General features: G+C 64.1%; 14 protein-coding genes. 2 read left to right on the top strand and 12 right to left on the bottom strand.

The genetic code is table 11. The annotated features are described in order from the left end of the window. Nucleotides 1-72 precede the first annotated feature (72 nt). The 11 genes from ACMGGG_RS06185 to ACMGGG_RS06135 form a co-directional block, all read right to left on the bottom strand. Nucleotides 73-252, bottom strand: a complete 180-nt coding sequence (locus ACMGGG_RS06185) for a hypothetical protein (protein ID WP_063543907.1) — start codon at nt 250-252, stop codon at nt 73-75. 121 nt (nt 253-373) lie between these two features. Then, nucleotides 374-1,504, bottom strand: coding sequence for a lactonase family protein (locus ACMGGG_RS06180; protein WP_414155056.1), 1,131 nt, complete (start codon nt 1,502-1,504; stop codon nt 374-376). Beyond that, nucleotides 1,470-1,760 (bottom strand): DUF5629 family protein, encoded by a 291-nt coding sequence (locus tag ACMGGG_RS06175; RefSeq protein ID WP_153773411.1) that lies wholly within the window; start codon nt 1,758-1,760, stop codon nt 1,470-1,472. The genes ACMGGG_RS06180 and ACMGGG_RS06175 overlap by 35 nt, the downstream gene beginning before the upstream one ends. 113 nt (nt 1,761-1,873) lie before the next feature. Continuing rightward, nucleotides 1,874-4,246 (bottom strand): efflux RND transporter permease subunit, encoded by a 2,373-nt coding sequence (locus ACMGGG_RS06170; protein ID WP_370671066.1) that lies wholly within the window; start codon nt 4,244-4,246, stop codon nt 1,874-1,876. A 20-nt stretch (nt 4,247-4,266) separates the two neighbouring features. Next, nucleotides 4,267-5,289: a YCF48-related protein gene (locus tag ACMGGG_RS06165; RefSeq protein ID WP_414155055.1), complete on the bottom strand. Its 1,023-nt coding sequence runs from the start codon at nt 5,287-5,289 to the stop codon at nt 4,267-4,269. Nucleotides 5,290-5,524: 235 nt separating this feature from the next. Continuing rightward, nucleotides 5,525-8,185: an aminopeptidase N gene (gene pepN, locus ACMGGG_RS06160; RefSeq protein ID WP_414155054.1), complete on the bottom strand. Its 2,661-nt coding sequence runs from the start codon at nt 8,183-8,185 to the stop codon at nt 5,525-5,527. Nucleotides 8,186-8,198: 13 nt separating this feature from the next. Beyond that, nucleotides 8,199-9,029 (bottom strand): DUF2797 domain-containing protein, encoded by an 831-nt coding sequence (locus ACMGGG_RS06155; RefSeq protein ID WP_063543897.1) that lies wholly within the window; start codon nt 9,027-9,029, stop codon nt 8,199-8,201. Continuing rightward, on the bottom strand, nt 9,026-9,286 hold the full coding sequence (locus tag ACMGGG_RS06150; protein WP_054893122.1) for a YeaC family protein: 261 nt from the start codon (nt 9,284-9,286) through the stop codon (nt 9,026-9,028). The genes ACMGGG_RS06155 and ACMGGG_RS06150 overlap by 4 nt, the downstream gene beginning before the upstream one ends. Before the next feature lie 14 nt (nt 9,287-9,300). Beyond that, nucleotides 9,301-10,179: a rhomboid family intramembrane serine protease gene (locus ACMGGG_RS06145; RefSeq protein WP_414155053.1), complete on the bottom strand. Its 879-nt coding sequence runs from the start codon at nt 10,177-10,179 to the stop codon at nt 9,301-9,303. Continuing rightward, nucleotides 10,176-11,150, bottom strand: a complete 975-nt coding sequence (locus ACMGGG_RS06140) for a metallophosphoesterase (protein WP_178117541.1) — start codon at nt 11,148-11,150, stop codon at nt 10,176-10,178. The genes ACMGGG_RS06145 and ACMGGG_RS06140 overlap by 4 nt, the downstream gene beginning before the upstream one ends. Then, nucleotides 11,147-12,037, bottom strand: coding sequence for an NAD(+) kinase (locus ACMGGG_RS06135; RefSeq protein ID WP_054893119.1), 891 nt, complete (start codon nt 12,035-12,037; stop codon nt 11,147-11,149). Before ACMGGG_RS06135 ends, ACMGGG_RS06140 begins: the two co-directional genes overlap by 4 nt. Between ACMGGG_RS06135 and ACMGGG_RS06130 the strand changes: the two genes are divergently transcribed. After that, nucleotides 12,036-13,070 (top strand): DUF1853 family protein, encoded by a 1,035-nt coding sequence (locus ACMGGG_RS06130; protein WP_414155052.1) that lies wholly within the window; start codon nt 12,036-12,038, stop codon nt 13,068-13,070. The two genes, ACMGGG_RS06135 and ACMGGG_RS06130, sit on opposite strands and share 2 nt — an antisense overlap. 151 nt (nt 13,071-13,221) lie before the next feature. Next, nucleotides 13,222-13,767 carry a cytochrome b gene (locus tag ACMGGG_RS06125; protein WP_054893117.1) on the top strand — a complete coding sequence of 182 codons (546 nt, stop codon included), beginning with the start codon at nt 13,222-13,224 and terminating at the stop codon, nt 13,765-13,767. On the opposite strand, the gene ACMGGG_RS06120 is transcribed toward ACMGGG_RS06125, so the two are convergent. Beyond that, nucleotides 13,758-14,657, bottom strand: a complete 900-nt coding sequence (locus tag ACMGGG_RS06120) for a 1-aminocyclopropane-1-carboxylate deaminase/D-cysteine desulfhydrase (RefSeq protein ID WP_414155051.1) — start codon at nt 14,655-14,657, stop codon at nt 13,758-13,760. The two genes, ACMGGG_RS06125 and ACMGGG_RS06120, sit on opposite strands and share 10 nt — an antisense overlap. Nucleotides 14,658-14,676: the final 19 nt, after the last annotated feature.

The following is a 14,676-nucleotide window of genomic DNA, read 5'->3' as shown; positions in this document are numbered from 1 at the left end:
AGTCGGTGCCATGGCACCGTGGTGACTGCTTCGCAAGCAAGCCCGCTCCCACAAAAACCTGTCAGGGGTCGATCAGCTGCTGTGCTTGGCACTCAGGGCTGCGTGGAAATGGGCACTCTGGCGCAGGTACTGCTCGGTGTAGCTGTGGGTTTCGACAGTTTTGCCGCGGCTTTCCGACTGGGCATGGACCGGCAGTACGACGGAAGCGGAAATGGCAGAAGCGGCAATGACCGGGAAGAGATTGAAGTTCATCGGTGTGTCCTCGTCTTCGCTGTTTGACAGTGGCCCTCTTGGGCCTTGGGTCAAACTTACGCCGACGAGGCGCTTGGCTGAAATTCATTGCAGCAGTAGCGATTATCAAGCCGATTGATAGTCAATCGAGAAACTTCAGGTCCGAAGGCGCGTCCTGGGGCAGTGTCTGCACCGTTTCGCCAAGCTTGCCGCTGCGCGGATCACGGCGCATGACCACGATCTGGTTGCTCTTCTGGTTGGCCACCAGCAGGAAGTTGCCGCTTGGATCCAAGCTGAATTCCCGGGGGTGATCGCCTTCCACCGAGCGACGCTGCAGCAAGGTCAACTGGCCGTCGTCCTTACCCACGGCGTAGACCACGATCTGGTTGGCGCTGCCGCGGTTGCTGACGTACAGGAAACGTCCATCGGCGGACAAGTGCAGGCCGCCAGCCGCCTTGGCGGCAGGTTCGGTGCTGTCGGTCAACGGCAGGCGCTGACGCTCGAGCAACGCACCGTCCAGAACCTCGAAGGCCACCACCTCGGCACTCATTTCCAGCGTGAGGTAGGCATGCCGTCCCTTGGCATCGAACAGCAGATGCCGTGGCCCGCTGCCTGGCGGCAAGGTGACGAACGCGGGTATCGCCGGGCTCAGCGGCCGGTCGGCACTGGCGCCGTCGTAGCGGTAGATGAACACCTTGTCGGCGCCCAGGTCACTGGCATACAGGTGGCGGCTATCGGGCGACTGGACCACCGAGTGCACATGGGCACCGGCCTGGCGCTCGGGATTGACCTTGCTCGGGGCATGGCGCAGCTGCTGTAGCACCGCCTTGAGCTTGCCGTCGCGCGCCACCGGGATCACCACCAGGCTACCGCCAGGATCGGGCGCCACGGCGTAGTTGGCGACGAACAGGTAGCGCTGGTCGTGACTGAGGCTGGCGTGGGTCGGTTCATCGCCCAGGCTGGCGACCTGGTTCAGCGGCGTTATCTCGCCTTTGCCACTCACGCCAAAGCTGCTGATGTGGCCCGCGGGCGTCTCGTTCACTGCGAACAGTTGACGCTGGTCGGCAGACAGCACCAGCCAGGACGGGCTGACAGCCTTGACCACTTGCTGGGCTGGCGTGGCGATCTGGCCGCTGCGCGGGTCGAATTGATAACGGTAGATGCCTTGGCTGGCACCTTCGGTGTAACTGCCGACCAGCAAGGTGGCAGCCTGGGTGTGGATCGACAGGCTCATCAGACTAGCGGTCAGCAGGCTCTTGGAGGTCAGCTTCATCTTCGTCATCTTCCGGGGCGCGAAACGCACTCATCAAGACTAGACGGTGTTCTGCTTGGGCATCGTCGAGCAGCCAATCGTTCCCCTCTGCCCGCGCAGCGGCGATCTGTTCGGGGGTGAAGCTCCAGCGGCGCAACTGGCGCCCGTCCATGCATTCGATGGTGAGGCCAGAGCTGTCGCAGGTGAATTCGAAGGCGTGCAGGCCGTCGATCAGGAGCATGTCGCAGGTTTGCAGGGCGGTGGCGAGAGGGGGCATGGGTGCACCTTGGGGTAGGAAGGTGGCCATTATATCTTCGGATCACTGCAAGAGGCCTTGAAACTGTGCAGGAGCGGCCTTGCGCCGCTCCTGCACGAAAAGCGTCAGTTTCCTCAATGGGCGAAGATCGAGCCCCCCTCCTTGCCCACCATCTTCTCGGGCTTGATCAGGAACCGTGCCAGCGCCGGCAGCAGCCACAACGCGCCGAACATGTTCCACAGCAGCATGAAGGTCAGCATCAGGCCCATGTCGGCCTGGAACTTGATCGCCGAGAAGATCCAGGTGCACACGCCGATCGCCAGGCACAAGCCGGTGAACAGCACCGCCTTGCCGGTGGAGCGCAGGGTCTCGTAATAGGCTTCCTGCAGCGGCAGGCCCGCGCGCAGGAAGCTTTCCAGACGGCTGTAGATGTAGATGCCGTAGTCCACACCGATGCCCACGCCGAGGGCGACGACTGGTAGCGTCGCGACCTTCACGCCAATGCCCATGAACGCCATCAGCGCGTTGCCCAGTACCGAGGTCAGGACCAGCGGCAGAACGATGCACAGGGTGGCGGCGAAGGAGCGGAAGGTGATCATGCACATCACCGCCACGCAGATGTACACCAGGATCAGGATGGTCAGCTCGGCCGACTTGATCACCTCGTTGGTGGCCGCCTCGATGCCGGCGTTACCGGCCGCCATGAGGAACTGCAGGCCTTCCTTGTTGTGCGCATCGGCAAAGGCCTTGGCCGCCGTGGTGACGCGCTCGAGGGTCTCGGCCTTGTGGTCGTTGAGGAACACCAGCACCGGTGCCAACGAGCAGTCGGCGTTGTACAGGCCGTCTGCGCGGGCGATGGAGTTGTTGAGGATGTCCGGGTTGCGCGAGAGGGTCTCCCACTTCAGGCTGCCCTCGTTCATGCCCTTGATGACCTGCTTGGACACGGTCACCAGGGAGATGGTCGACTGCACGCCCGGCGTGTTGTCCATGGTCCACATCAGCTCGTCGATCGGCGCCATGGTCGAGTGGATCGAGCAGCTCTCTGCCGGGGTCTTGACCATGATCACCAGCACATCCGAACTGGTCGAGTAGTTGTTGATGATGAAGCTGTTGTCCTGGTTGTAGCGCGAATCCGGACGCAGCTCCGGCGCGCCCTGGTCGAGGTCGCCGATCTTCAGGTTCTGGCTGTACCAGAGACCGCCGGCAAAGGCGACCAGCGCGAGCGCGATCGACACCGGTGCCACCTTGGGGCTGGCGAAGTTCGACAGCAGGCGCCAGAACGGGTGCTCGCAGACCGCGTCCTTCTTGCTGCGGGCGATGGCCTTCTGGCTGATGCCGACGTAGCTGATCGCGACCGGCAGCAGGATCAGGTTGGTGAAGACGATGACCGCCACACCGATCGAGGCCCCGATGGCCAGTTCGCGGATCACGCCAATGTCGATGATCAGCAAGGTGATGAAGCCCACGGCGTCGGCAAGGATGGCGATCATCCCCGGCAGGAACAACTGGCGGAAGGTCCGCCGCGCTGCGGTCAGGGCGTTGTCGGCATCGCTGGACTGCAAGGCGATGCCGTTGATCTTCTGCACCCCGTGCGAGATGCCGATGGCGAAGATCAGGAACGGCACCAGCATCGAGTAAGGATCGAGGCCGAAGCCGACCGCATGCATCAGCCCTAGCTGCCATACCACCGCCACCAGCGTGGTGATGAGCACGGCGATGGTGCTGCGAATGCACCAGGTGAACCAGTACAGCAACGCCCAGGTGATGACCAGCGCAACCCCGAAGAACATCGCCACCATCACCAGGCCGTCGATCAGGTCACCGACCTTCTTGGCGAAGCCGACGATGTGGATCTTCACGTTCGGGTTCTGCGCCTGGAACTTGTCGCGGATCTTCTCTTCCAGTTGGTGGGAGAATTTCTGGTAGTCCAGCTTGGTCAGCTTGCCCGGGTCTTGTGGGTCGGGGAAGTTTTCCAGCAGCGGGATGTCGACGATGCTCGACTTGAAGTTGTTGGCCACCAGGCGCCCGACCTGGCCAGACTTGAGCACGTTGTCACGCAAGGTGTCGAGGCTGTCCTGCGAGCCGTTGTAGGTGTTGGGGATCACCTCGCCGCCGGAGAAACCTTCCTCGGTCACCTCGCTCCAGCGCACGCTCGGGCTCCACAACGACTTCAGCCCGGCACGGTCGACGCCGGGGATGTAGAACACCTCGTCGTGGATCTGGCGCAGGGTCTCCATGTAGTCCTTGTCGAAGATGTCGCCGTTGACCGCCTCGACCGAAATGCGCACGGTGTTGCCGAGGTTGGCCAGGTCATTGCGGTGCTCCATCATCTGTTCGATGAACGGGTGCTGCAGCGGGATCATCTTCTCGAAGCTGGTGGAGGGGCGAATCTGCGTGGCCTGCCAGAACAGGAAGATGCTCACCAGCACGCACAGGGCGATGACCACGGGGCGGTTGTTGAAGATCAGCCGCTCGAGCAGGGTGGCCTTGTCCTTGTGGTGGGGCATGTTGAAATTCTCCGGACGGGTCATGGCCGAGCCTCCTCGGCGCCTTCGGCGGTGGCCAGGTGTACGCCACCCTGCCCCACCAGCAGCAGGCCGCCATCGGCCAGACCGCTGACACCGGACAGCGCGATGCGATCGGCGCGGTTGTAGACCGTGAACGTCTGTCCGTCGTCGCGGCTGCGCAGCACGCTGCCACCGTTACCGACCACGACGAGGCTGCCATCATCGAGAAGCGTAGCGTTTGCCAGGCCGAATTCGAGCGCCCCCCGTCCCGCCTCCAGCGGGATGGCTTGCCAGGTGTCGCCAAAGTCGGTGGAGCGGAACAGGTTGCCGCGCAGTCCGTAAGCCAGCAGCGTGTGCGCCTGCCCAGTGCCGGTCACGCCGAACAGCGAGCCCTCGTAGGGGCTTTCGACGTGCGACCAGGTCTGGCCGTCGTCGCTGGAGCGGAACATGCTGCCCTGCTCGCCCACGATGAACAGGCCGGCATTCTTCACCTGGGTGATGCCATTGAGGTGCAACTGGTCGGGGTTGTCGAGACGCTCGGCGACGTCCTGCCAGTTCTGCCCACCGTCGGTGGTTTCCAGCAGCGCACCATAGGCGCCGACGGCGAAGCCGTGCTGGGCATCGACGAAACGCACGTCGAGCAGCGGGGCTTCACGGGAGAGGTCTTCGAACTGCTTGCTCCAGGTTGCCCCGCCGTCGTTGCTGGCGAGAATCTGCGCGTCATGGCCGACTGCCCAACCACGCTTGTCGTCGAGGAAGAACACGGCGGTGAGCAGTTGACGGGTTGGCACCCGAGCCTGAGTCCAGGTCTTGCCCTGGTCGTCGGAGAACAGGATATGGCCGCGATCGCCGACCACCACTAGGCGCTTGCCGGCGTGCACGGCGTCGATCAGCAGGCTCTGGCTGGCCTTGGCCGATTCCACCGAATATTCGGCCACGGCCGCGGCCTGTGCGGTACCTGCCCATGTGCCCAGCGCCAGTAACGCGCTGGCCGTCAACGCCAAGGCTCCGCGCCTGGCATCCGCCTTCAGCCATTCCCTCATGACCGCCCCCTGTTGTGTTCTTGTAGTGGGTCAATGCCTTGCAGGTACTGCGAAAACCCTTGATCCAGAGCCCTGCAATAGCTTTGGGCCATCCTATCGGGGAAAATCGCGCGAACACAACGGGCGGGACGTTATGTTTTGTTAACCGCCAAAAAAGCATCGCGGGCAAGCCCGCTCCCTGATCCTTGTGGGAGCGGGCTTGCCCGCGAATAGGCCAGCCCGGTTTAAAAGTGAATCAAGCCAGGCTCTTGCTCACCACCTCATACACATCACTGGACAATGCCCCGGAAGCGAGAATCCGCTCCAGCTCGCCCTTCATCAGCGCCTGACGCGCGGCATCGTACTTGCGCCAGCGGGTCAGCGGCGCCAGTTGGCGCGAGGCGATCTGCGGATTGAGCGCGTTGAGTTCGATCACCAGGTCCGCCAGGAAGCGATAACCCGAACCGTCGCCGGCGTGGAAGTTGACCAGGTTCTGCCCGGCAAAGGCGCCAACCAGCGCGCGCACCTTGTTCGGGTTCTTCAGGGTGAAGGCCGGGTGCTGCATCAACGCCTTGACCCGCGCCAGCCCGCCCGGAAGGCTGCTTGCCGCCTGCACGCTGAACCACTGGTCCATGACCAGGGGGTTGTCCTTGAAGTGCTCGGCGAAGGCCTCGAGCGCCTTGGCGCGCTCGGCTTCGAACGGCGAGTTGACCAGCACTGCCAGCGCGGTCAGGCGCTCGGTCATGTTGTCGGCGTGCTCGAACTGCTCGAGGGTCGCTTCCAGCACCTGCGACTTGCCGGTGAGCATCAGGTACGACAGCGCGATGTTCTGCAGGCTGCGGCGGGCGAAGTGCTCGGCTGCGGCTACATAAGCAGTGCTGCGCGACACCTGGCGGTTGGCCTGGTAGCGCGCCCACAGCGCATCGAACAACTGCTCGGCGATCTGCTTGCGGGCGAACTCGCGGGCCGCATGAATCGCGTCGACGTCAGCCACCTGGCTGATTTCGGTGAGGTAGGCCTCGCCGGGCAGCGATAGCATCTCGGCGACCATGGCCGGGTCCAGCGACTCGTTGCCCAGCACCGTACCCAAGGCGGTGATCAGCCGTGGGTCGAGTTTCAGCGCTTCGCCGCGCTGATGCTGGCCGATCAGCTCCTGCAGCACCTGCACGGCCAGCTGCTGGCCCGCTTCCCAGCGGTTGAAGCCGTCGCTGTCGTGCTGCATGAGGAACATCAACTGGTCGCGGTCGTAGGGGAAGCTCAGCTTGACCGGCGCACTGAAGCCACGCAGCAACGACGGAAGCGGCTTGGCGACGATGCCCTGGAAGGTGAAGGTCTGCTCGGCCTCGGTCACCGACAGCACGCGCTGGGTAACGACGTCAGCAGCTGTTTCACCGGCCAATTGCAGCGGCAGGTCATTGCCCTGGGCATCGAGCAACCCCAACGCCACCGGGATCACGAATGGCAGCTTGTCGAGCTTGTCCGGCGTCTGCGGGCAGCTCTGGCGGAAGGTCAGGCTGTAGGTCTGTGCCGCGGCATCGTAGGTTTCGCTGACCTCAAGACGCGGCGTGCCAGCTTGGCTGTACCAGCGCTTGAACTGGGTCAGGTCGACGCCGTTGGCGTCTTCCATGGCCTTGATGAAGTCGTCGGTGGTCACCGCCTGGCCATCATGACGTTCGAAGTACAGGTCGCTGCCCTTGCGGAAGCCCTCGGCGCCCAGCAGGGTACGGACCATGCCTACCACTTCGGCGCCCTTCTCGTACACGGTCAGGGTGTAGAAGTTGGAAATCTCGATGAAGCTGTCGGGGCGCACCGGATGGGCCATGGGGCCGGCATCTTCGGCGAACTGGTGGGTGCGCAGGTAGGCGACGTCCTCGATGCGCTTGACCGTGCGCGAGTTCATGTCGGCGCTGAACTCGGCATCGCGGAACACCGTGAAGCCTTCCTTGAGCGACAGTTGGAACCAGTCGCGGCAGGTCACGCGGTTGCCCGACCAGTTGTGGAAATACTCGTGGGCGACCACCCCTTCGACGCGCTGGTGGGCGGCATCGGTGGCGGTTTCGGCGCGGGCCAGCACGCAACTGGAGTTGAAGATGTTCAGGCCCTTGTTTTCCATGGCGCCCATGTTGAAGTCGTTGACCGCGACGATCATGAAGATGTCCAGGTCGTATTCACGGCCGTAGACTTCTTCGTCCCAGCGCATGGACTTCTTCAGGCTGACCATCGCGTGGTCGCACTTGTCGATGTTCTCGGGTTCGACGTAGATGCGCAGGGTCACGTCGCGACCCGACTGGCGGGTGAAGCTGTCCTCGACGCACCACAGATCGCCCGCCACCAGCGCGAACAGATAGGCCGGCTTCTTGAATGGGTCTTCCCAGGTTGCCCAGTGGCGACCGTCTTCTGCCGGACCGCTGCCGACCGGGTTGCCGTTGGACAGCAACACCGGGTAGCGGTGCTGTTCAGCGATCACCGTGGTGGTGAAGGTGCTCATCACGTCCGGGCGGTCGAGGTAGTAGGTGATCTTGCGGAAACCTTCGGCTTCGCACTGGGTGCAGAACATCTTGCCGGACTTGTACAGGCCTTCCAGCGCGGTGTTGCTTTCCGGATGGATCTTCACGCTGGTGTCGAGGGTGAAGCGCTCAGATTTGGGGTGGAGGGTCAGGCTACTGTCATCGAGCTGGTAGTCACCGGCCTGCAGCTCCTGGTCATCCAGCGCGGCGCGCTGCAGCTCCAGCTGCTGGCCATCGAGCACCAGCGGCGGCAGGCCGGCGCCGCGCTCGGGGTTGCGGCGCATGACCAGTTGCGCATGGACCAGCGTGTGGTCCTCGAACAGCTCGAAGGTCAGGTGCGTCTCGTCGATCAGGTACTCGGGCGCCTGATAGTCCTTGAGGTAGATCACTTGCGGTTGTTCGGTACGCATGGTGACGATCCTTTTACTGGAGCACGGCCAGCTGGTAGGCCGTGTACTTGCGAATATTGATCACGCCGGTGTCGAAGATCAGGTACTGGCCCTTGATGCCCAGCAGCGTGCCTTCCACCACCGGGTCCTTGTCCAGGTTGAAGCTGACGATCTTCTTCGGGTAGGCCTGGACCGGGTAGCGCATCTCGACCACTTCGGCGTCGGGCAACGGTTGGATCGCCTGCAGGCCGAAGCGGCCTTGCAGCTCGCGCAGGCCTTCGGCGCAGGCATCGAAGATCTGTTCGCGCACCGCGACCAGGTCCAGTACCTCGGCATCGCCTTTGAGCAGGGTGCGCCAGTTGGTGCGGTCCGGTACCTGGCTGCGCAGCAGGTCTTCGACCAGGCCCGACTGCTGGCGAGTGGCCACGCGCATGATCGGCAGTGCCTGGCTGGCGCCCTGGTCGAGCCAGCGGGTGGGCAGTTGCGTGGCACGGGTGATGCCCACCTTGATGCCCGACGAGTTGGCCAGGTACACCACATGGTCCGTCATGCAGAACTGCTCGCCCCACGACGGCTCGCGGCAGGTGCCGGCGTCGTAGTGGCAGCGTTCAGGGGCCATGATGCACACATCGCACTGGGCCAGCTTGGTCATGCAGGGGTAGCAGTAGCCCTGGCTGAAACTGGTCTTGGTGCGCTTGCCGCAATGGGTGCAGTGGATCGCACCGAGGTATTCCAGACGCAGCGACTGGCCGATCAACGGGTTGACCGGCACCTGCTCCTCACCGAGGCGAAAGCTGTACTGCACGACCGGTGCTTCGAGACGCACCGCCATCTTGCTCAAGGAGCCACGAGCGAGTTCGATCAATGTACCGAGTCCGACTTGAACAGGATGTTGGGGATCGGCGCGGACTTGGAGGCGCATTCCTGCGGCCCCATGTAGCCGGTGCGCTCTTCCTCGGGCAGGTTCTGGATTTCCCAGGCAATCACCGCTTGCAGCGACAGCTCCTTCTGCTCGGCGGTGAGCTTGCGGCCATCGGACCATTTGCCGATTTCCACCGCCGTCTTCAGGCTCTGGTAGATCTCGGGGGTGATGTTTTCAATCATTTGCGCGAAAGTGGACATGAGCGTCTCCTAAATCAAGCCGACAGTTTACGCCGGGCCAGCAGTCCACCCAAGAGGCCTGTCAGGCATCCGATGAGCAACCCGCCGACATGGGCGGCATTGGCGATCTGGCCGAAGCCGAGCTGGCCGACCACGCCACTGAGGCAGATCACCAGCCAGATGAGCATCATCACCAGCACGCCGCGGGGCAGGCTGAACAATGGGGTGGGCGCCAGCCACTGGTAGAGCCAGAGGTAACCGAGCAAGCCATAGAGCACTCCGGACAAGCCACCGAACAGGTTCGGGCCGCCGATGAAATGCTGGGCCAGGTTCGACACCAGGCTGAACACCAGGGTCAGCGCCAGCAACGCCCAGGGCCCCTGGCGCAATTCGATGCGCCGCCCCAGCTCCCAGTACCACAGCCCGTTCATGGCCAGGTGCAGAACGCCGAAGTGCAGCAGCATGGGCGACACCAGGCGCCACCACTGGCCCTCGCCCAGGCTCTGGGCCAGCGGCACGAAATAGAGGTAGTCGCCCTGTACCTGGTAGTCCTGGAAGGTGAACCAGCTCAGGGTCGAGAGGTTTTCGCCCAGGCCGGTCAAGCCAACGACGGCCATGCACAGCAGCAGCATCCCCGCGGTAACCTTGCAGGCGCGCAACTGTTCCTTCAGCGGGGGCCGGGCCGGCTCGCTCGCCGGCAAGCCTGCGTCCATGACCTGCTCCACGTCGGCATTGCCGTCAGGGTAGCGCCGGTAGAGCTCGAGCACCTGCGCGGCCATGGCGGGCGGTACCCAGAGCACCTGCTCACTGCCCTCCTCGACCACCCGGTGCGGCACCTCGAGGCGCCGCAACAGGGCAACGAAACCACTGAGGTCGACACCCAGCGGCAGACGCATCACTTCGATCACGTTCATTGGCTGGCCTGCGGTCGGTCGACATCGACCCAGACGAACTTGTGCGGGTCGATGCGGGTTTCGTCGTCCAGCCGGTAGGCGGCCAGCTTGCCGTAGAGCACCGCGCTGTAGTCCAGGCAGGCCAGGTTGGCGCGAATCGGCGCGGGGTGGCCGCTGCGCCAGTAATGGCCGACGAACAGCAGTGGCTCATCCTCCGAATAACGCAGCAGCGCGTTCTTCTGGCTGTGGCTGAGTGGCGCGCGGGCCACTTCCTCCGGCAGCGCATCAGGTTGGAACACGATGTCGCCATAGGTTTGTGGGTCTTCTTCCCAGAACTTGGTGCGGAAGAAGGCGCGGGTCAGACCGTCGCCGCCGGTCAGCGTGAGACCGTCCGGCAGGCGCATGTCGGTGCCGCGCAGCAGGCGGTTGCACACGGTCGAGGCGAAGCTTCCCGACACCGCCGACGCCTGCACGAAGTGTTCGTCGATACGGCCGTCCGGGTACTGGGCGCGCAACTGTGCGATCAGTTGATGATCCCAGCAGGCATGCACCAGACGGAAACGCCCGGCGTCGACGAACAGCGGCAGGGTGTAGAACCACTGGATGAAATCGTGCCAGTCGCCGGGATGCTGGGCGAACTGGGTGAGGGTCTCGTCGATCAGGCGGGCATGACGCGGCGTGTGCTCACGCACGAAGGCCTTGCCGCTGCCGGGGAGTGCCGGCGTGACCCAGCCCAGGGCGTTGTACTCGTGATTGCCCATGATGCAGTGGGCCTGGCCGGCTTCGACCATGTCGTGGACGATATGCAGCGCCTCGCGGATGCGCGGGCCACGGTCGACAATGTCGCCGAGGAACAGCGCCTGGCGCCGCGGATGGCGCCAGACACCGCCCGTGCGCGTGTAGCCAAGGGTGTCGAGCAGGCGTTCGAGGGTCAACGCACAACCGTGAACGTCGCCGATGATGTCGAAACTGCGTGCCGGATCGAGCATCAGTCGTCCCTGCCCCCCAGGCGACTGCCCCAGCCAAGCTTGGTGCGGCAGACTTCGTAGTAGTTATGATCCAGCGGATGGATCAGGCGCAGCTTCTGCGGCTTCTTGCTCACCGTGATGGTGTCGCCTGGAGCGCAGGTGAAGTGGTTCTGCCCGTCACAGGAGACCTGCGGGTAGATCTGCAGGTCCTTGGCGACCACGATCTTCAGCTCGCTGTTACCATCGACCACGATCGGCCGGCCAGACAGGGTGTGCGGGTACATCGGCACGATGACGATGGCATCGAGCTTGGGGTGCATGATCGGGCCGCCGGCAGACAGCGCGTAGGCGGTGGAGCCCGTGGGCGTGGCGACGATCAGGCCGTCGGCCTTCTGGCTGCAGACGAACTGGCCGTCGATGTAGATCTCGAACTCGATCATCCGCGTCGACTTGCCCGGGTGCAGCACCACATCGTTGAGCGCGTCGCCCTGGCCAATGGCCTCGTTGTGGCGGCGAACCTCGGCCTGCAGCAGGAAGCGGTTCTCGACCAGGTAGTGGCCGTCGAGCACCTCGGCGACCTTGGTTTCCAGCTCGTCGGGGCGAATGTCGGTGAGAAAGCCGAGGTTGCCGCGGTTGATGCCCAGCACCGGGATGTTATGCCGGGCCAGCGCTCGGGCGGCGCCCAACAAACTGCCGTCGCCACCGACGACGATGACCAGGTCACAGACCTCGCCCAGCAGCTTGCGCGTGGAGGTCTGCAGGCCGTGGCCTGGCAGCACTTCGGCGATAGTGTCCTCGAGGATCACGTGCAGGTGGCGCTCGAGCAGGAACTTCTTCAGTCGGCGAATGGTGTCGAGCACCTGCGAGCTGCCGAGGCGTCCGATGATACCGATATTGCGAAATTGCTCCATGGGGCTCCTGCAAGGCTCTGCGGCGGGTGACAATGCCTGGATTATGGGCGAAACGACCGGCCAGCGGCAAACCGGCTATGCTCGCAGGATGACACCCTTCACCGACCTCCATGCCCTGCCCCGCCAGCTCCGCCACCCTGCCGTGCGTGATCTGGCGTGGACGCTGCTGTCGCCGCCGCTGCTGAGCGAACCGCCCTGCCCGCAACGCCATCCGCTGGCGGCCAGCGGCTGGGCGGACGATCCGGGGCGGTTACGCGCCTGGCTGCTGGCTCTCGATCATGATGCGCAGCCCTTGCAGACGTGGCTGGCGCGCCTCACCAGCCGGCGGTTGGGGCTGTACTACGAAAGCCTCTGGCAGTTCGCCCTGCAACAGGCACCCGGTGTCGAGCTGCTGGCCGCCAACCTGGCGATCCGCCAAGGCGGGCAAACCTTGGGTGAGCTGGATGTCCTGCTGCGCGATCGCACGGGTGACCACCACCTGGAACTGGCGATCAAGCTTTACCTCGGGCCGGATCAGGCTGATGCCCACGACCCGGCGCAGTGGCTGGGGCCAGGCTGTCACGACCGCCTGGGCAGCAAGCTGGCGCACCTGGTCGCACATCAGTTGCCGATCTCGGCTCGGGCCGAAAGCCGGGAAGTCCTGAATCAACTGCAGGTGGGCGATGTGCAGTCGCACCTGTGGCTGGGTGGCTATCTTTTCCATCCATGGCCAGGGCAACTCACGGCCCCCTTCGGGGCCAACCCTGCGCACCTGCGCGGGCGATGGCTGCATCGACGCGAGTGGGCGCAATATGCCAGCGCTCACCCAACGGCACTCTGGCAACCGCTGCAACGCCATGCCTGGCTGGCACCTGCACGGGTCGAGGCTGGGGATCGCTGGGGTGCGGCGGGTTTTGCAGCCTGGCTGTGGCGCCTGGAGGAAGGAGCCGCGGCACAATTGCTGGTGAGGCTGGAGGAGGATGGCGAAGGCGGCTGGCAAGAGGCGGAGCGAGTGTTTCTGGTGAGTGACAGCTGGCCACACTTACCGGGATGACCCGGGACCCGTGCTCGAGAAAATGCCGTTCCGAGCCCAAAAATCATCGAAACAACCGACCTGAAACAACGAAAAATTACCAATCGACGCGCTAAAGTCCACATCAGGCGCCAGCAAGAGCGCCCACCCAACCTGATGACGAGGACCGACCATGGTTTCATCCACTCCCGCGCCCCACTACGCGCGCCTGTCGATCACCTTGCACTGGCTGATGCTGGTGCTGCTCGCCGCCGTCTATGCCTGCATCGAGCTGCGCGGCCTGTTCCCCAAGGACAGCGCCGAGCGCGACCTGATGAAGAGCCTGCACTTCATGCTCGGGCTCACCGTGTTCGTGCTGGTATGGCTGCGCCTGGCCATGCGCCTGGCACGCCCGACACCGCCTATCGTGCCCAAGCCACCCGCCTGGCAGACCGGCCTCTCCCATCTGGTCCACGTGCTGTTGTACCTGCTGATGATCGGCATGCCACTGGCCGGCTGGCTGATCCTCAGCGCTGCGGGCAAGCCGATACCATTCTTTGGGCTGGAGCTGCCTGCACTGATCGGCCAGGATCCGGACCAGGCAAAGTTCATCAAGGGCTGGCATGAACGCATCGGCACCTGGGGCTACTGGCTGATCGGGCTGCATGCCGTTGCCGGGCTGTACCACCACTACGTACGCCGGGACAACACACTGCTGCGCATGCTGCCTTACAAGTAGCCGCGCCGCCCCTGCAGGCCACCGGTATGAACGAAGATCAGGCGGGTGCCGGGTGAAAATCGCCCGGCCTCGACCTGCTCACGCAGGGCCAACAGTGCCTTCCCTGTGTAGAGCGCTTCGAGTGGCAGACCACTGCACCCCTCGCTGTCCGCGATGAATGCCAGCAACGCGTCATCGCGCCGGGCGAATCCGCCGCGGCAGGCGTCGTGCAGGCAATAGCCCGCCGTACCCGCCAGTTGCGCAATGCCCTGCTCCACACCATGATCGCGCGGCACCGCCAAGGCGCCATGCACCGGATGCGCGCCCTGCTCGGCCAGTACCAGGCCTGCCAGCGTGGTGCCGGTGCCCACCGCCAGCCACCAGGCGTGATAATCATCCCAACCGATCGACGCCAATTGCGCTTGTGCCTGCTCGACGATCTGCCCACATCCCAAGGCACCTTCCACACCGCCCCCACCTTCGGGGATGCAATGCCAGCCGGGATAGCGCGCCTGCCAGGGTTGCCAGAAGCCTGGCGCATGGCGCGCCCGATAACCACCGTAGCCTAACCAGTGCAAGGTCATGCCCAGCGCTTCCAGATCACGGACGGTCGGGGTGTCTTGCCGCTGGCCTCGCAACAACCCGGCGGTGGCGAAGCCGAAGCGCCTGCCCGCAGCGGCCAAGGCGTGCAAATGATTGGAATGGTTGCCGCCCAGACTGATCAGGCCAGGTGCGTTGGCCTTCCGGGCAGCATGCAGGTGGTGCTGCAGCTTGAACCACTTGTTGCCACTGACCAGTGGGTCGATCAGGTCCAGACGCAACACCGCGCACGCCACACCGGCGTGCGCCAACCAGGGCAGGTGCAGACTTTGCAGGGGCGCGGCGGTGGAGCCGGAAAGTCCATCGAACATCTATAGCCCCCCGAAAAGC

Origin of the sequence: Pseudomonas sp. BNK-44-b (genome assembly GCF_047456245.1) — a bacterium.
GTDB lineage: Bacteria > Pseudomonadota > Gammaproteobacteria > Pseudomonadales > Pseudomonadaceae > Aquipseudomonas > Aquipseudomonas machongensis.
Note: the sequence above shows the minus strand (reverse complement) of the source record. Positions and strands in the feature narration are given on the sequence as shown.